Consider the following 17646-nt stretch of genomic DNA (forward strand, 5'->3'; position numbering starts at 1 on the left):
CTCTGGTTATGACTGGAACTGGAACATCATCGTCGACAGTGGCGGGACGATGACAAGCGCGGCGCCATCCTCGGCGATGATCTGCCCGGTATTGCCAAGGCCACTGCCACCGTAGGTCGTCGCATCGGAATTGAGGACCTCGCGCCAGGTGCCGTCGAGCGGCAGCGGCAGGCGATAGTGGTCGTGGATCGCCGGGGTCATGTTGCACACCACCACAACCGGATCGGCGCCCGGCGCGCGCCGCACCCAGGCGAACACGGAAGCCTGGGCATCGTCCACCACCAGCCATTCGAAGCCCTCGGGCTCGCAATCGCGGGCATGAAGCGCGGGCAGGGCGGCATACGTCCGGTTGAGGTCGCGCACCCAGGCCTGCACACCCTGGTGCGGGGCATATTGCAGCATGTCCCAGTCGAGGCTGCGTGCCTCGCTCCATTCGCGGCGCTGGGCGAATTCCTGTCCCATGAACAGCAGCTTCTTGCCCGGATAACCCCACATCAGCCCGTAATAGGCGCGCAGGCTGGCGAACCGCTGCTCGTCGGTGCCGGCCATCTTGGCGATGAGGCTGCCCTTGCCGTGGACCACTTCGTCATGGCTCAGCGGCAGGACGAAGTTCTCGGTGAAGGCGTACATCAGCCCGAAGGTGATCTCGTCGTGGTGATGGCGGCGATGAACGGGGTCGCGCGCCATGTAGCGCAGCGTGTCGTTCATGAAGCCCATGTTCCACTTGAACCCGAAGCCGAGCGCCGACGACCGCGGCGCATCCTCGCCCACCGGCAGGGTGACGCCGGGCCAGGTGGTCGATTCCTCGGCCATGGTCATCACGCCGGGACTCGCGGCGTAGACCGCCTTGTTCATCGCGCGCAGGAAGGCAACTGCCTCCCAGTTCTCGCGCCCGCCATCGGCGTTGGGGATCCACTCGCCCGCCTTGCGCGAATAGTCGCGGTGCAGCATCGAGGCGACCGCATCGACGCGCAAGCCGTCGACGTGATAGCGCTCGGCCCAGAACACCGCGTTGTTCACCAGGAAGTCGCGCACCTCGCGGCGGCCGAAATTGTAGATCGCGGTGTTCCAGTCGGGATGGAAGCCCTGGCGCGGATCGTCATGCTCGTAGAGCGCGGTGCCGTCGAAGCGCGACAGGCCATGCGCGTCGGTCGGGAAGTGGGCGGGCACCCAGTCGATCAGCACGCCGATCCCGGCTCGGTGCGCGCCATCGACGAAGCGCGCAAAGCCCATCGGATCGCCGAACCGCGCGGAAGGGGCATAGAGCCCCGTGGTCTGGTAGCCCCAGCTCGGGTCATAGGGATGCTCGGACACCGGCATGAACTCGAGATGGGTGAAGCCCATGTCGACGACGTAGGGGATCAGCCGGTCGGCCAGTTCGTCCCAGGCGTAGAACTCGCGTCCGTCGCCCGGCTTATGCCACGATCCGGGGTGAACCTCGTAGATCGTGATCGGCTGGCGGCGAGCATCGACGTTGGCCCAGTGCGCGCGGTGGGCCTCATCGCCCCAGACATGCGGCGGCGCATCGAGCGTGATCGAGGCGGTGTGCGGGCGCAGTTCGGCCGCGAAGGCAAAGGGGTCGGCCTTGTAGGGCTGGACCGTGCCGTCGGCTCCGACGATGCGGAACTTGTAGGCGCGGCCGCCGCCGATGTCGGGAATGAAGATTTCCCAGATGCCGGTGTCGGCGCGGCGGCGCATGGGATGGCGCGCGGCTTCCCAGTCGTTGAAGTCGCCGACCACGCTGACGAGGCGGGCATTGGGCGCCCAGACCGCGAAGTGCACGCCGCGCGCGCCTTCGTGGTCGATGACATGGGCGCCGAGCTTGTCGAACAGGCGCTGGTGGCGACCCTCGCCGATCAGGAAGTCGTCCACCGGCCCCAGCACCGGACCGAACGAATAGGGATCGGTCACCTGCCAGGTATGCGCCCCGCCGCCGGCGCTGCAGTAATAGCGCACCGGCTGGCGCGTTCCCTGCACGGGTCCCTCAAAAAGGCCACGGGGATCGACCCGTTCGAGCGTGCCGAGCAGGGCGCCGTCGAGCGAGCGGGCCTCGGCGGTTTCGGCCCCCGGCAGGATGGCACGCGCAAACGCGCCTTGCGGCCCCGGATGGATCCCCAGCAACGAGAAGGGATCGGCATGGGTGCCGGCAAGAAGGGCCACGATGGCATCCGCCGGAGGCTGCATGGCCAGACGTTATACTCCCCAGATATCGCGGGCATATTCCGCGATGGTGCGGTCGGACGAGAACCAGCCGACGTTGGCAATGTTCCGGATCGCGCTCGCACGCCAGCGGGCCTGGTCTTCCCAGCGCTGGTCGACGTGGCGCTGCGCGGCGTGGTAGGCGTCGAAATCGGCGGCGAGCATGAACCAGTCGCTGTCGTAAAGCCCGTTCATCAGCGCGGTGTAGCGGCTCTTGTCGTCGGGCGAGAACACGCCGTCGGCAATGGCCGAGACCGCCTGGCGCAATTCGCGGCTGCCCTCAATGATCGCGCGGGGGTTGTAGCCGTTGGCTCGCTGGTGCGCGACTTCGTCGGCGGTAAGTCCGAAGATGACGATGTTGTCGTCGCCCACGCGGTCCTTGATCTCGACGTTGGCGCCGTCGAGCGTGCCGATCGTCAGCGCGCCGTTGAGCGCGAACTTCATGTTGCCGGTGCCCGACGCTTCCATGCCCGCAGTGGATATCTGCTCCGACAGGTCGGCCGCGGGGATGATCCGCTCGGCCAGCGTGACGTTGTAGTTGGGCACGAACACGACCTTGAGCAGGCCGCCGACCGCGGGGTCGGAATTGACGCGGCGCGCGATGTCGTTGGCCAGTTTGATGACCAGCTTGGCGTTGTGATAGCTCGACGCGGCCTTGCCGCCGAAGATCTTGACGCGCGGCGTCCAGTCGCGCTCGGGGTGGCTGCGGATCTGGTCGTAAAGCGCGACCGTCTCGATCAGGTTGAGCAGCTGGCGCTTGTATTCGTGGATGCGTTTGATCTGCACGTCGAACAGCGCGTCGGGATCGACGCGCACGCCGGTCAACTGCTTGATGTGGCCGGCAAGGGCGACCTTGTTGGCGCGCTTCACCTCCGCGATGCGTTCACCCAGCTGAACATCGTCAGCCAGTGCATTGAGATCAGACAGCTTTTCCGCATCGTCGAGAAAGCCGTCGCCGATCGCGTCCTTGAGTACACCGACCAGTTTCGGGTTGCATTGCTGCAACCAGCGGCGCGGCGTGACGCCGTTGGTCTTGTTGTTGATGCGCGTGGGATAGAGCGCATGCAGATCGGCAAAGACGGTGGTCTTCATCAGGTCGGTGTGCAGCGCGGCGACACCGTTGATCGAGTGTGCGCCGACGAATGCCAGGTTGGCCATGCGCACGCGGCGCTCGCCGCCTTCGTCGATCAGGCTGATCGCGGAAATGGCGCGGTCGTCAAGGCCCGACTTGCGTGCCTCGCGCAGGACGCGGCTGTTGATCGCGTAGATGATCTGCATGTGGCGCGGCAGCAGGCGCTCGAACAGCGGCAGCGGCCAGGATTCGAGTGCCTCGGGCAGCAGGGTGTGGTTGGTGTAGCCGACGGTGCGCTTGGTCACGTCCCAGGCCTCGGCGAAGTCCAGCCCGTGGACGTCGACGAGCAGGCGCATCAGTTCGGCGACGGCGACCGAAGGGTGCGTGTCGTTGAGCTGGATCGCGGCCTTGTCAGGCAGGGTGCGCACGTCGCCGTGGTACTGCGCATGGCGGCGCACGATGTCCTGGATCGAGGCGGAGGTGAAGAAATACTCCTGGCGCAGGCGCAGTTCCTGCCCGGCGGGTGTGCTGTCGGCGGGATAGAGCACGCGCACCAGCGCATCGGCACGGACCTGCTCGGCCAAGGCACCGGCATGGTCGCCGGCGTTGAAGGCGTCGAGCCGGATCGGGTCGAGCGCATTGGCGGTCCACAGCCGCAGCGTGTTGACGCGCTTGCCCTTGTAGCCGACCACGGGGGTGTCGACCGCGCTGGCCTCGACCTTTTCGGCCGGGCGCCATTCGACGCCGTCACCGTTGTCGATCACTTCGCCGCCGAAGCCGATCATGTAGGCGCTCTCGCGGCGGTCGAATTCCCAGGGGTTGCCGTGGCTCAGCCAGGTTTCGGGCAGTTCGACCTGCCAGCCATCGTCGAGGCGCTGGCGGAACATGCCGTTCACATAGCGAATGCCATAGCCGTAGGCCGCGATATCTAAGCTGGCGAGGCTTTCCATGAAGCAGGCCGCCAGCCGACCGAGGCCACCGTTGCCGAGCGCAGCATCGGGCTCCAGCTCCTCGAGCGCGGCGAGGTCGAAGCCGTGGCTGGCCAGCGCTTTTTCCATTTCGCGCGTCAGCCCGAGGTTGGAAAGCGCATCGCGCAGCAGGCGGCCGATGAGGAACTCGAGGCTGAGGTAATAGACCCGCTTGCCGCCCTCGTCGTAGGTCTTGCGGGTGGATTCCATCCAGCGGTCGATCACGATGTCGCGCAGGGCATAGACCGTCGCGGTGTACCAGTCGTGCGGCTTGGCAGCGCGCTCGTCCTTGCCCACGCGGTGGCGCAGCACATCGATGATGTGGGCGTCGATTTCGGCAACCGGAGACGTGATCTCGAGGCTCATGCGGTATGGCTCCACCTGCTTGGCGCCGGACCGCACGATGCCCCCTGGCACCCCGCGACCGGACCTGTTCTTTCGGCCTTCGCTGGCTCCTGCCACCGTGTCGACATGCGCGATTGCCACCCCCCGGAGGCAACCGGCTCATCGCCGGCGGCTTGTTTGCCACAGTCCGCACGATGCGTCCTGCGGCCTCCCGCAAGCAGGCGTAGGCCAGCGATGGCGCCTGCGACAAGCGCATACTGACGCAGGGTTGTTAATTTCGAGCGGAGGCGTGGCCGGGGCGGGGCAGGAATACGAATCCGCAAATCCGCGTGGACAACGCCTATGCAGGCGGGGCGGTGGTGGGCCGACAGCCAGGCGCGGTTCGCCGGCGACATTTGACCGCGGGCGTCCAAGGGTGCAACGATTGTGCCGCCCGTTTCATTCGCAACCAGACAGGAAGCCCAGCACCTTGCAACGATCGACCAAACGCGGGCTCGGGTTCTGGATGACCCTGGCGCTGGTGGTGGGCAACCTCATCGGCTCGGGCATCTACCTGCTGCCTGCGACGCTCGCGCCGCTCGGGCCCAACCAGCTGGCGGGCTGGGGCATCACCATCGCCGGGTCCTTGTGCATGGCCTATGTCTTCGCGCGGCTCTCGGCGCGCATGCCTTTGCCAGGCGGGCCCTTTGCCTACGTGATGCAGCAATTCGGCCCGGCGGCCGGGTTTGCCGCAGCCTGGGCCTACTGGACCATGGTGTGGTCGGGCAACGGCGCGGTGGCCGTGGCGGTGGTGTCCAACCTCAGTTTGCTGGCGCCCTCGATCGGCAAGACGCCCGGCCTGCCGGCCGCCCTCGCGGTGGGCGCGGTCTGGGTGCTGACGCTGGTCAACATCCGCGGCGTGCGCGCGGCGGGCGACGTGCAGGTCGTGACCACCGTGCTCAAGCTGCTGCCGCTCATCGGCCTGATCGGCCTTGCGCTGTGGCTGTTCCTGAGCGGTGCGCCGCGTGTAGAGCAGCCACCGGTCGCCCTCGCACCTGGCCTGATCGCCAGCGCAGCCGGCCTGACCTTCTGGGGCTTCCTCGGCCTCGAATCCGCGACCGTGCCATCGGACAAGGTCGAGAACGCATCGCGTATCGTGCCGCGTACGACAATGTGGGGCGTGGCGCTGGCGGGGCTGGTCTATGTCGGCATCGCACTGGCGTTTCGCGGCTACATGCCCGAGGGCGCGGCGGCGACCTCGCCGTCGCCGGTGGCCGAGTTCCTTGGCCAGCGCCTGGGCGGCGACGTGTCGGGCGTGGTCGCGATCTTCGCCGCGATCAGCGCCTTCGGTACGCTCAACGGCTTCATCCTCGTGCAGGGGGAGGTGCCCTGGGCCATGGCGCGAGACGGGCTGTTCCCGCGCTGGTTCGGCAAGGAAACCAAGGCCGGCACGCCGATCAACGCGCACATCGTTTCGTCGGTGCTGCTGACCATCATCACGCTGATCAATTTCGGTCGCGACATGGGTAACCTGTTCGCCTTCATCGCCTCGATCAGCCTGGCCGCGGGCATGTTGACCTATATCGCCACGATGATTTCCGCGACGCGCCTGCTGCGCGACGAGCCGGTGCTGGTGGTAGTTGCGATCCTGGCGGCGGCGTTCAACGCCTGGGCGCTGTGGGGCCTGGGGATCGATGCGATCCGCTATGGCCTGGGCCTGGTCGTCCTTGGGGTGCCGGTCTACTGGATGGTCCGGCGCGGCAAGCGGGCGGAGCAGGCCTGAAGGCCGCCCCGCCCACCTTGCACGATCAGGCTGGCTGTCAGCCCTGGACCTTCGTTGCGTCGAAGGTGCCGAGGCCGGGCTTGAAGCTCTTCTCGTCGAGGAACTGACGCGTCGCTTCCTTGCGGGCCGCGACACCGCCATAGCTGTGCAGCGCTTCCTGCGCGCGGATCAGGTAGTCTTCCGCGTTCTCGTAGGTCATGTCGATCATGCGGCGCACGGCCCACTTGGTGGCGCGCAGCGCATTGCCGTCCTTCTTGAGCAGCGCCTCGGCGATCGCGGTGACGCGTGCCTTGAGATCGCCCGCCGGCACGCTTTCGGTGACGAGGCCTTGGGCGGCGGCCTGCTGGCCGGTCAGGTTCTCGCCCATCATCGCGTGGTACATCGCCTTGCGCAGCGGCATGAGATCGGCCGCGACCTTCGAGGCGCCGCCACCGGGCAGGATGCCCCAGTTGATCTCCGACAGGCCGAACTGCGCGTCATCCGATGCGACCGCGATGTCGCAAGCATAGAGCGGGCCGTAGCCGCCGCCGAAGCACCAGCCGTTGACCATGGCGATCGTCGGCTTCTCGTACCAGCGCAGGCGGTTCCACCAGCGATAGGCCTCGCGCTGCGACTTGCGGATCGCCCAGAGGCCCTGGGCCTCGGTCTCGCGGAAGTATTCCTTGAGATCCATGCCGGCCGACCAGGCATCGCCTTCGCCCGACAGCACCAGCACGCCCACGTCCTCGCGGAATTCCAGTTCCTCGATAACCTTGAGCATCTGCCGGTTGAGCTTGGGGCTCATGCAGTTGCGCTTCTCCGGGCGGTTGAAACGCACCCAGGCGATGCGGTTCTCGATCGTGACGGCGACGGTATCTTCTTCCGCGCGAACGAACTGTTCGTCTGCCATGTTCTTATCCTTTCAGGCGTTTCTTTGAATTCAGATCGGGAAGTGGCCGGGCTGGGTCTCCATCGTGATCCAGCGCAGTTCGGTGAAGCTGTCGATCCCGGCCTTGCCGCCGAAGCGGCCGTAGCCCGAGGCCCCGACGCCGCCGAAGGGCATCTGCGCCTCGTCGTGCACGGTCGGGCCGTTGACGTGGCAGATGCCGGACTTGATCTGCCGCGCGACGCGCAGGCCGCGGGCGGTGTCGCGGGTGAAGACCGCGGCCGAGAGGCCGTATTCGGTGTCGTTGGCCAGCGCGATCGCATGGGCCTCGTCGCGTGCGCGGATCACGCCGACCACCGGGCCGAAGCTTTCGTCGCGGAACAGCTTCATCGCCGGGGTCACGCCGTCGACGACGTGCGCGGGCATCAGCACGTTCTGCGTCGTGTCACCGCCGACCAGCAGGGTCGCGCCGGCGGCTACCGCATCCTCGACCAGGCTGCGGCAATGCGCCACGGTCTTGGCATCGACCACTGCGCCCAGCGGCGTGGTACCCTCGCGCGGGTCGCCGACAGCCATCGTCTCGACCTTGGCCTTGAAGCGGCGGGCGAATTCGTCGGCGACGGCCTCGACCACGATGATCCGCTCGGTCGACATGCAGATCTGGCCCTGGTTCATGAAGGCGCCGAAGGCGGCGGCCTTCACCGCTTCGTCGAGGTCGGCATCGTCGAGCACGATGAGCGGCGCCTTGCCGCCCAGTTCGAGCAGGCACGGCTTGAGGTGCTGCGCGGCGCGCACCGCGATGATGCGGCCGACCGCGGTGCTGCCGGTGAAGTTGATGCGCTTGACCTCGGGCGCGTCGATCAGCGCGCCGACGACATCGGCGGCGTCCGCCGGGGCATTGGTCACGACCTGGACGACGCCGTCGGGGAAGCCGGCCTCGGCAAAGGCCTCGACGATCAGCGCATGGGTGCGCGGGCACTGCTCCGAGGCCTTGAAGATCACGGCATTGCCGCAGGCCAGCGGCACGCAGATGGCGCGCACGCCGAGGATGATCGGCGCGTTCCACGGCGCGATGCCGAGGATCACGCCGACCGGCTCGCGCAGCGCCATGGCCAGGCAGCCGGGCTTGTCGGAGGGGATTACTTCGCCCGCGATCTGCGTGGTGAGGGCCGCGGCCTCGCGCACCATGCTGGCGGCCAGGCCAAGGTTGAACAGCGCCCAGCCCTTGGTCGCGCCGATCTCGCCCATCATCGCCTCGACGAAGGCATCGGCGCGCGCCTCGAGCAGGGTGGCGGCCTTCATCAGCACGGCCCGGCGGGCGTTGGGGCCCATCGCGGCCCAGGCCGGGAAGGCGGCGCCGGCCTTGGCGGCGAGGGCGGGAATGTCTGAGGCCTGCATCGCCGCAGCGGACGACGCGACAGCGCCGGTCAGGGGGTTGTGCCGTTCGAACTGCATCTTGAGTCTCCCGTAATATGTTATGAGTTATAGCAATCGCCTGTGTCTGGTGCAAGTGGTCGGAAGGGTAGGGCCGTCATTGTCGTCAGGCTGCGGCCGTCAGCATTTCACCGCGGTAACCATGGATCTCCGCTTGCGCGCGACGCATCCAGTAAGCGTCCATACGGAGCGGAACCGCCCATCTAGAATGACACTAGTTGCAAAAACTGCATTGCAATCGATGCTTTTCGCACTTGCACAGTGACGCCGCCGACGGCATTCAGGACGGGCCTTTCAGGCATCCTCTCCCAAACTTTCCAAGGCCGCCCGATTTCGGAGCGGCCTTTTTTTTGGCCGGCGAGGGGTGGCCATGCCGGTCTCGTCCCAAGGCATAATGGCGAATCACGATGCGTGCCGCCACGATGCAGCATGGCAGCGCTTTTTCGCAAAAGACCGCCTCATAATGATAAAATCGCAGGTGACGGCCACGACGATGGTGGCCTAGGCACAAGCCTGCCGCCGGCTCAGGAGAGGACCCATTATCGTGCGCCCCAATACTCTTGCGTATACTGTTGCTCCCTGCCTTGCCCTGGCGCTCGTATCTCTCCCGTCTTCCGTATTGGCCGCCGATGCCGGATCGGACACCGCCAGCGATGCCCTGCGCGGCGAGCCGATCGTCGTGACGGGTGAGGGGCTGGCGGCGACGCCCGCGGCCCCCGCGTACAATACCCAGACAATCACTGCCGAGCAGCTGTCGCGCACCGCCTCCGGCCGTCTCGACGACGCCCTGCTCAATGCCGCCGGCGTCCAGCAGTTTCGCCGCGCGGACAGCCGCGCCACCAACCCGTCCGCGCAGGGCATTACGCTGCGCGCCCTGGGCGGCAATGCCACCAGCCGCACGCTGGTGCTGCTCGATGGCGTGCCGATGGCCGATCCCTTCTTCGGCTACATTCCGTTCAGCGCGATCGACCCGGAGCGGCTTGCGAGCGTGCGCGTGCAGCGCGGCGGCGGCTCGGGCGCGTTCGGTGCGGGTGCGGTCGCCGGCACCGTCGACATGACCAGCGCCGGCGCCGCGCAGCTCGGCCTGCTCAATGCATCGGGCATGGTCGACGATCGCGGCGAGACATCGGTGTCGGGCGCGCTGGCCCCCAAGCTGGGGCAGGGCTTTGCCGTGCTGACCGGCCGGTGGGATCGCGGCAAGGGATTCTGGACCACGCCCGAAAGCCAACGGGTGCCCGCCAGTGTGCGCGCCAAGTACGACGACTGGTCCACCGGCCTGCGCTTCGTCACCCCGCTCACGCCTTCGATCGAGCTGCAGTCGCGCGTCGCGACGTTCGCCGATAACCGCACGCTGCGCTTTGCCGGCGCGAACAACAGCATCAGCGGCACCGACGGCAGCCTGCGCCTGGTCGGCCATGGCGCGTGGCAATTCGATGCGCTGAGCTATGTCCAGGCCCGCAATTTCAAGGCCGTGACCGTCAGCTCGACCAGCTTCAAGAAGACGCTGGACCAGTACGGCACTCCGTCCACGGGCCTGGGGGGCAAGCTCGAACTGCGCCCGCCGGTGGGTGGCGGCCATGTGCTCAAGTTGGGCACCGACTGGCGCCGTGCGATCGGCGAGACCAAGGAAAACGCGCTGTCGGCGGTGACTGGTGCCGTCACCGCCCGGCGCCGGGCCGGTGGGCGCACCGATGACGTCGGCTTCTTCATCGAGGACGACTGGACGATTGGTCCGGTCGTGCTGACCGCGGGCGGCCGGGCGGACCGCTGGGCGATCACCCAGGGGCACTACAACGAACTGAACGCTGCCGGCGTCCAGACCATTACCTCCGCCACCGACCCGACCGTCGCGTCGCGCAAGGGCTGGCAGGGCAGCTGGCGGGCCGGCGCGGTGGTCCATGCCGCCGCCTGGGCCAGCTTGCGCGCGTCCGGCTATTCTGGCCTGCGCTTGCCGACACTCAACGAGCTCTATCGCTCGTTCACGCTGGCGGCGCCCAACGGCAGCGGCGGGGTCTCGCTGACCAATACTGTGCGCAATCCGGCGCTGCGCAACGAGCGGCTCGAAGGGTTCGAGGGCGGGATCGACCTGACGCCGGCGCCTGGCGTGACGCTGTCCGTCACCGCGTTCGACAACAAGGTCAAGAACGCTATCGCCAACGTGACGCTCTCCTCGGTCGGGACCACCGTCACGCGCCAGCGCCAGAACGTCGCCGCGGTCCATGCGCGCGGCCTCGAATTCGGGGCCGAGGCGACCCTGGGCAAGGTCGCCTTCAATGGCAGCCTCGCCCTGACCGACGCCAAGGTCGAGGCCCCCGGCACCGCGCTCGACGGCAAGCGGCCGGCCCAGACCCCCAAGGTCGCGGCCAGCGGAACGCTCGCCTGGCATCCGGCGCCGCGCTGGACCGGCGCGCTGACGCTGCGCCATGTCGGCCTGGCCTATGAGGACGACCTGCAGACCGCGCCGCTTGCCGCCGCAACCACGCTCGATGCCTTTGCCGAGGTGCCGCTGACCAGCTGGGCCACGTTGACGCTGCGGGGCGAGAACCTGTTCGACGAGACGATCGTCACGCGCAATTCGGGCGGCACGATCGACATCGGCACCCCGCGCACGCTCTGGGCGGGGCTCAGGATCGGGCTGCGCTGACCGACGGTACGCAGCAAAGGGGGGGTACCAACAGGGGCTGGCAACAGGGCGGCTGGCAGCAAGGGGCCGGGTGCAGGGCAGGTCCTCTTGCAGGCGCCCCTTGATCGCGGCGCGCCGCCATGGTTGGTGAGCGCCACGATGAACACCGTAACCAGCCCCGCCTTCGCGCCGCCCCGCCCAGCTTACGATCCCCGCCTCGTTGCGGCCGCAGCCGCGATGAACGCCAATCGCCTGCCCGAGGCCGAGCCGCTGCTGCGCGCGCTGCTCAAGGACGATCCGTTCGACGTGCGCGCGATCCGCCTGTTCGCCGAGCTGGCGGGGCGGATCGGCCGCTACCAGGATGCCGAGAACCTGCTGCGCCGCGCGGTCGAGCTGGCGCCGGGCTTCACCCCGGCCCGCGCGAACCTCGCACTTGTGCTCTATCGCACCAACCGCGCGGCCGAAGCGCTCGAGCAGCTTGCCCTGGTGACGCAGGAAGACCCGGACAACCTGGGCCATGCCAACCTAGCCGCCGCCGCCAATGGTCGCATCGGCGCGTTCGACGAAGCCCTGGCGCTTTATGCGCGCGTGCTGCGCGACGCGCCCGATCAACCACGCGTGTGGATGAGCTATGGCCACATGCTCAAGACCGTCGGTCAGCAGGCAGAGGGCATCGCCGCCTATCGCCGCGCCATCGCGCTGATGCCGGGGCTGGGCGAGGCGTGGTGGAGCCTCGCGAACCTCAAGACCGTGCGCTTCGACGAGGGGGACATCGCCGCGATGGAGGCTGCGCTCGCCGATCCCGCGCTCGGGGCCGAAGACCGCTGGCACCTCGACTTCGCGCTGGGCAAGGCCTTCGAGGACCGGCGCGAGGCCGAGCTTGCCTTCCGACACTATGCGGCCGGCAACGCGCTGCGCCGCAAGCGCATTCCCTACAAGGCGGAGGATACCTCCGCCATGGTCGATGGCCTGATAGCCACCGCCAACCCCGCGCTGTTCGCGGCACATGGCCAGGATGGCTGCCCCGCGCCCGATCCGATCTTCATCGTCGGGATGCCGCGCTCGGGGTCCACGCTGGTCGAGCAGATCCTGGCGAGCCACAGCCAGGTCGAGGGCACCAGCGAACTGCCCGACGTGACGCAGCTGGCGCGCCAGATCGAAGAGTACCCGCAAGGGCTGGCCGGGCTGTCGGCGGAGACTTTGCGCGCCATGGGCGAAAGCTATCTCAAGACCACGCGCATCCAGCGCCACACCGACCGGCCCCTGTTCATCGACAAGATGCCCAACAACTGGGTCCATGTGCCGCTGATCCGCCTGATGCTGCCTCGCGCCAGGATCATCGATGCGCGGCGCCATCCGCTGGGCTGCTGCTTCTCCAACTTCAAGCAGCACTTCGCGCGCGGGCAGGGGTTCAGTTACGACCTTGCCGACATGGGGCGCTATTACGCCGATTACGTGCGGCTGATGGCGCATGTCGATGCGGTGCTGCCCGGCCATGTCCACCGCGTGATCTACGAGCGCATGGTCGAGGACACCGAGGCCGAGGTGCGCGCCCTGCTGCAGTTCTGCGGCCTGCCGTTCGAGGAAGCGTGCCTTGCCTTCCACCGCACCGAACGCGCGGTGCGCACCGCGAGTTCGGAGCAGGTCCGCCAGCCGATCTATCGCGACGGGACCGAGGCGTGGAAGCCGTTCGAGCCCTGGCTCGACCCGCTCAAGGACGCGCTGGGGCCGGTTCTCGCTGCATATCCTGCTGCGCCGCAAAAGGATGGCATGACAGCATAAATAAGACACCCTTCGGCCATCCGTTGCAAATCTGCCACGGCTTCGCGTGATCGAATGGTGCCGATTGTAACCGCTTGACGCACGATCGTACCGCGACGCAAACCTGCAGCACAATATTACAAACAGGGTGGGTTGTACGATGCGAATTGCCAAGGCGGGTCTGCCGCGCTTTCTACTGCTGACGAGCACCGCGCTCTTTGCCCCGGCCACCGTCGCCATGGCGCAGGATGCTGCGCCGCAGGCGTCGGCCGCAGCGCCCGAGGATGCCGGCGGCAACGTCATCATCGTGACCGCGCAGAAGCGGTCGGAAAACCTGCAGAACGTGCCGATCTCGATCCAGGCCCTTGGCACGCAGAAGCTCGACCAGCTCAACATCAGCGATTTCAAAGGCTATACCCAGCAGCTGCCCACGGTGATCTCGCAAAGCTCGGGCACGCCGGGCACCAACATCATCTACATGCGCGGCGTCGCCTCGGGCGGCGACGGCAACCACTCGGGCTCGCTGCCCTCGGTGGGCGTCTATCTCGACGAGCAGCCGGTCACCACCATCGGCGGCAACCTCGACGTCCACATCTACGACATCGCCCGCATCGAAAGCCTCGCCGGCCCGCAGGGCACGCTTTACGGCGCCTCGTCGGAAGCGGGCACGATCCGCATCATCACCAATAAGCCCGACACCAAGGGCTTCGCCGCGCGCCTCGATACCGAGGTCAACACCGTCCACAAGGGCGGCACCGGCGGCAAGGTGGAGGGGATGGTCAACATCCCGCTGTCCGACATGGCCGCGCTGCGCGTCGTCGGCTTCTATGAAAAGGACGCCGGCTACATCGACAACGTGCCGGGCACGCGCAGCTTCCTGCCGCGGCCGGGCGGCATCACCGTCGACAACAAGGCCTTCGTCAAGAAGAACTACAATGACACCGAGATCGCCGGCGGCCGCGCGCTGCTTAAGGTCGACCTCGACGACAACTGGACCGTGACGCCCGGCTTCATGTACCAGGACACGCGCAGCCACGGCAACTACGGCTACGATCCTTCGCTGGGCGACCTCAAGGTGCAGCACTTCCTGCCCGAGTATCGCCGAGACATCTTCGCCCAGGCCTCGCTGACGATCGAGGGCAAGATCGGCAACTGGGACCTGACCTATGCGGGTGCCTATCTCGATCGCAAGACCTTCTCGTCGAGCGACTACACCGATTACGCCGAGGCTTATGACTCGCTCTATTCGGGCGTGGGCGGCCTCGCCGGCTACTTCTACTACCAGGACAACGCCGGCCGCACGATCAAGCCGCTGCAGCAGGTGATCGGCCAGGATCACTTCAAGAAGATGAGCCAGGAACTGCGCTTCGCCTCGCCGACCACCGCGCCGCTGCGCTTCGTCGGCGGGCTGTTCTACCAGCGCCAGACCAATCTCATCCACCAGGACTACAAGGTCGATGGCCTGGCCGACCTGCTCTCGGTCAACGGCAAGCCGGGCACGCTGTGGCTGACGCAGCAGTACCGCGTCGACAAGGACTATGCCGCCTTCACCGAAATCAGCTTCGACCTGCTGCCGACGCTGACCGGTACCGCTGGCGTGCGGTACTTCAAGTACGACAATTCGCTGATCGGGTTCTTCGGCTTCGGCCGCAATCCGGCCTTCGTCCAGGGTGCGGACGGCAATCCGCCGCCCAACGCGGCTGGATCGAGCCGCACCGGCGTCGCGGGCTGCTACACCACCAGCGGGTTGCGTCTGCGCGATGCCCAGCTGGCCGGGCAAAGCAGCACTCTGCTGCCGCCCGCGGTGACCGACAGCCCCTGTACCAACCTGGGTGAATACGTCGACGGCGGCGTCGTGCCGACGCGCGCCAAGGGCGATGGCGGCACCTACCGCTTCAACCTGACCTGGAAGCCGAGCCCCGACGTCACGACCTATGCCACGGTCTCGCGCGGGTTCCGACCGGGCGGCATCAACCGCCGTGCGGACGTGGCGCCCTACCAGCCCGACTTCCTGACCAACTACGAACTGGGTCTGAAGACGACGCTGTTCGACGGGCTGCTGCGCTTCAACATGGCGCTATACCAGCAGAGTTGGAAGAGCTTCCAGTTCGCCTACCTCGGGCAGAACAGCTTCACCGAAATCCACAACGGCCCCGATGCGCGCATTCGCGGCGTGGAATTCGATGCCAACGTGGTGAAGGGCGGCTTCTCGCTCAACGTCGGCGGCGCTTATACCGACGCCAAGATCCGCAAGAACCTGTGCCTGATCGACGATCCGACGTACCAGTGCAGCGGCGACGGCAACCTCGTCTCGGCCAAGGCCGGTACGCGCTTGCCGATCACCCCGCTGTGGAAGCTGACCAGCACTGCGCGCTATTCGGTGCCGATGGGCGCGGCCAAGGCCTATGGCCAGGTCAACGCCACGTACCAGAGCTCGGCGGCCTCGGACCTGCGCAGCCAGATCTTCCAGAGCGGCACCGGTGCGATCATCAGCCCCGCCGATGCCTTTGGCCGGATCAATGCCTTCACGCAGTTCAACCTGGCGCTGGGCAGCGAGTGGGACAAGTTCTCGATCGAGCTGTTCGCCACCAACGTGTTCGACAAGCGTGGCGACATCTCGCGCTATGCCCAGTGCGGCTCGTGCACCCAGCGCATCTACATCGTGCCGACCCAGCCGCGTACGCTCGGTGTTCGCGCCGGCGCGAAGTTCTGATCGACCTGCCGTCTCCCGCGCCCGGCAATCGGGCGCGGGAGGGCTTTGTGCCCCCGTTATCGTAACAATTGTAAGTAGTTAAGCGCGTCCGATTCCGGCTTGCCTCGCTATGGCAAGTGTGAGACCCTCCTCCTCAAGACAATAACAAATGTTGAGGATGTCAGGATGGAGCGCAAACTCCCTGCTGCCGCTGCCGCCGTTCTGGCCGGGATCTTCCTGGCGACGGCGCCGTGTGCCCACGCTGAAAGCGTGTCGGCGATGACGCCCGCCAGCGTCGTCACGGCCCTGCAGGCGCAGGGCTATACCGCCGCCCTGGGCCAGGACGAAGCGGGCGACCCGCTGGTGACCGCCACGATCGGTGGCTGGCGTTCGCAGGTCGTGTTCTACGACTGCAACGAAGTGACGCACGCTGCCTGCCAGTCGCTCCAGTTCAGCAGCAGCTTCCGCCCGGATCGGCCGTTCGACGCGCAAAAGGCCGTCGCCTTCGTCAACGCCAACCGCTTCGGCGCGGTCTCGGTCGCCTCGGACAAGTCGGTGACGGTGTCGTGGGACGTCATCACGGGGCAGGGCATCGACAGCTCGGTCTTCGCGCTGGTGGTCAAGTCGTACCGCATGGCGCTCGACTCGATCGGCACCGAAGCTTTCCCGGCCGGACACCCGCAACTGGCCAGCGCCGCACGCTGACGGCATCGCTGCAAAAGGGTTCAGGGGGAAAGGGCCGCGCAGCAATGCGCGGCCCTTTTAGATTGCGAGAGAGCGGCAATGGTAAACACTTGAACCATCTTGTCGTCACCCCGGACTTGGTCCGGGGTCCAGCCCGAATGCTGGGGTGGCTTCTCGCCTTATGCAAGGCGGCCCGCTGGACCCTGAAACAAGTTCAGGGTGACGAGCGAGGCGGAACGCGAGGTTGGGTATGCCACGCTCGAGTGGCGCCGCCTAGCGCGTCTTCAGCACTCCCTCGAGCGCGCTGACGAAAGCCTTGACGCGCGGTGGGACCAGGCGCGCCGTGGGGTGGACCGCCCAGATCGTCAGCGGCTCGGGCTCGGCATCGTCCAGCGGGACGGTGACGAGCCGCCCTTGGGCAAGGTCGTCGGCGATGTACCAGTCCGACAGGTTGGCAATGCCAAGGCCACCGATCGCCGCGGCCCGTAGCGCCTCGATCGAACTGGCGGTCAGCCGTCCGGTCACGGTTTGCTGGCGCAGCCGGCCTTGCCGCATGAAGCGCCATTGCGCCGGGGAGGTGCCGGCCAGGCAGCAATGCCCTGCGAGGTCCGCGAGCCGGCGCGGCGCGGGGTGTGCGGCGAGATAGGCTGGCGCCGCGCAGAGGCGGCGCGGGTTGGCGGCCAGGGCGCGGGCGACGAGGTGGTTGTCACGCAACGGGGCGATGCGGATGGCAACGTCGATCCCCTGCCGCACGATGTCCACCGCCTCGTCGGTCAGCAGCAGGTCGACGTGCAATCCGGGATGCGCTTGCATGAAGGGGACGAGCATCGGCGCCAGCACGCTGCGCCCGAAGGCCGCGCTGGCGGTGATGCGCAGGCGGCCCGACAGGGCATCCGCACCGGGACGCAGCGTGGCGAGGGCGCTGTCGCGGGCGTCGACCATGGCGCGGGCATGGGGCAGGAAGGCTTCCCCCTCCGCCGTCACGGACAGCGCGCGGGTGGTGCGATGGACCAGGCGGACGCCGAGTTCGGCCTCGAGCGCGGCCAGGCTGCGCGAGGCTGCCATGGCGCTGATGCCGATGCGACGCGCGGCTGCGGCAAGGCTGCCGTGATCCACGGCCTCGACGAAAACGGTCAGCGCAGCGAGATCCATTGTAACGGTATCCGTTATTCCGCCCTATCCCGATAGATCACTACCGCAAGGCGGGTCGCGGTGCCATATGCGCCACGACAATGGCCCGG

At 67.2% G+C, this 17646-nt stretch carries 10 protein-coding genes; 5 read left to right on the plus strand and 5 right to left on the minus strand.

Going from position 1 to position 17646, the window contains the following annotated elements:
- Positions 1–6 precede the first annotated feature (6 nt).
- Together glgB and V7Q48_RS00370 are read right to left on the minus strand one after the other, a co-directional pair.
- On the minus strand, positions 7–2184 hold the full coding sequence (gene glgB, locus V7Q48_RS00365) for a 1,4-alpha-glucan branching protein GlgB (protein ID WP_333835597.1): 2178 nt from the start codon (positions 2182–2184) through the stop codon (positions 7–9).
- Positions 2185–2193: 9 nt separating this feature from the next.
- Positions 2194–4605, minus strand: a complete 2412-nt coding sequence (locus tag V7Q48_RS00370) for a glycogen/starch/alpha-glucan phosphorylase (RefSeq protein ID WP_333835598.1) — start codon at positions 4603–4605, stop codon at positions 2194–2196.
- A gap of 484 nt (positions 4606–5089) precedes the next feature.
- On the opposite strand from V7Q48_RS00370, the gene V7Q48_RS00375 reads away from it, so the two are divergent.
- Entirely contained in the window at positions 5090–6346 is a 1257-nt protein-coding gene (locus V7Q48_RS00375) for an amino acid permease (RefSeq protein ID WP_333835599.1), read from the plus strand.
- A gap of 37 nt (positions 6347–6383) precedes the next feature.
- Here the strand turns inward: V7Q48_RS00375 and V7Q48_RS00380 are convergent, their stop codons facing one another.
- Together V7Q48_RS00380 and V7Q48_RS00385 are read right to left on the minus strand one after the other, a co-directional pair.
- Positions 6384–7235, minus strand: coding sequence for a p-hydroxycinnamoyl CoA hydratase/lyase (locus V7Q48_RS00380; RefSeq protein ID WP_333835600.1), 852 nt, complete (start codon positions 7233–7235; stop codon positions 6384–6386).
- Positions 7236–7265: 30 nt separating this feature from the next.
- Complete coding sequence (locus tag V7Q48_RS00385; protein WP_333835601.1) at positions 7266–8666, minus strand: aldehyde dehydrogenase; 1401 nt, start codon at positions 8664–8666, stop codon at positions 7266–7268.
- Positions 8667–9264: 598 nt separating this feature from the next.
- Between V7Q48_RS00385 and V7Q48_RS00390 the strand changes: the two genes are divergently transcribed.
- The 4 genes from V7Q48_RS00390 to V7Q48_RS00405 all read left to right on the plus strand — a co-directional run bounded on the left by V7Q48_RS00390 (position 9265) and on the right by V7Q48_RS00405 (position 16426).
- Positions 9265–11289, plus strand: coding sequence for a TonB-dependent receptor (locus tag V7Q48_RS00390; RefSeq protein ID WP_333835602.1), 2025 nt, complete (start codon positions 9265–9267; stop codon positions 11287–11289).
- 138 nt (positions 11290–11427) lie between these two features.
- Entirely contained in the window at positions 11428–13050 is a 1623-nt protein-coding gene (locus V7Q48_RS00395; RefSeq protein ID WP_333835749.1) for a tetratricopeptide repeat-containing sulfotransferase family protein, read from the plus strand.
- A gap of 139 nt (positions 13051–13189) precedes the next feature.
- The gene (locus tag V7Q48_RS00400; RefSeq protein WP_333835603.1) at positions 13190–15742 is read left to right on the plus strand and encodes a TonB-dependent receptor; all 2553 of its coding nucleotides are present in this window, start codon (positions 13190–13192) and stop codon (positions 15740–15742) included.
- Positions 15743–15907: 165 nt separating this feature from the next.
- The gene (locus V7Q48_RS00405) at positions 15908–16426 is read left to right on the plus strand and encodes a YbjN domain-containing protein (protein ID WP_333835604.1); all 519 of its coding nucleotides are present in this window, start codon (positions 15908–15910) and stop codon (positions 16424–16426) included.
- Positions 16427–16678: 252 nt separating this feature from the next.
- Here the strand turns inward: V7Q48_RS00405 and V7Q48_RS00410 are convergent, their stop codons facing one another.
- Positions 16679–17557, minus strand: coding sequence for a LysR family transcriptional regulator (locus tag V7Q48_RS00410; RefSeq protein ID WP_333835605.1), 879 nt, complete (start codon positions 17555–17557; stop codon positions 16679–16681).
- Positions 17558–17646 lie beyond the last annotated feature (89 nt).

Source organism: Novosphingobium sp. (assembly GCF_036803765.1).
In the GTDB taxonomy this organism is placed as follows: Bacteria; Pseudomonadota; Alphaproteobacteria; order Sphingomonadales; family Sphingomonadaceae; genus Novosphingobium.

Coding starts and splice junctions, on each gene's coding strand:
- V7Q48_RS00370 (WP_333835598.1), bottom strand. CDS start 4,605: ATGAGCCTCGAGATCACGTCTCCGGTTGCCGAAATCGACGCCCACATC.
- glgB (WP_333835597.1), bottom strand. CDS start 2,184: ATGCAGCCTCCGGCGGATGCCATCGTGGCCCTTCTTGCCGGCACCCAT.
- V7Q48_RS00380 (WP_333835600.1), bottom strand. CDS start 7,235: ATGGCAGACGAACAGTTCGTTCGCGCGGAAGAAGATACCGTCGCCGTC.
- V7Q48_RS00385 (WP_333835601.1), bottom strand. CDS start 8,666: ATGCAGTTCGAACGGCACAACCCCCTGACCGGCGCTGTCGCGTCGTCC.
- V7Q48_RS00375 (WP_333835599.1), top strand. CDS start 5,090: ATGACCCTGGCGCTGGTGGTGGGCAACCTCATCGGCTCGGGCATCTAC.
- V7Q48_RS00410 (WP_333835605.1), bottom strand. CDS start 17,557: ATGGATCTCGCTGCGCTGACCGTTTTCGTCGAGGCCGTGGATCACGGC.
- V7Q48_RS00400 (WP_333835603.1), top strand. CDS start 13,190: ATGCGAATTGCCAAGGCGGGTCTGCCGCGCTTTCTACTGCTGACGAGC.
- V7Q48_RS00405 (WP_333835604.1), top strand. CDS start 15,908: ATGGAGCGCAAACTCCCTGCTGCCGCTGCCGCCGTTCTGGCCGGGATC.
- V7Q48_RS00395 (WP_333835749.1), top strand. CDS start 11,428: ATGAACACCGTAACCAGCCCCGCCTTCGCGCCGCCCCGCCCAGCTTAC.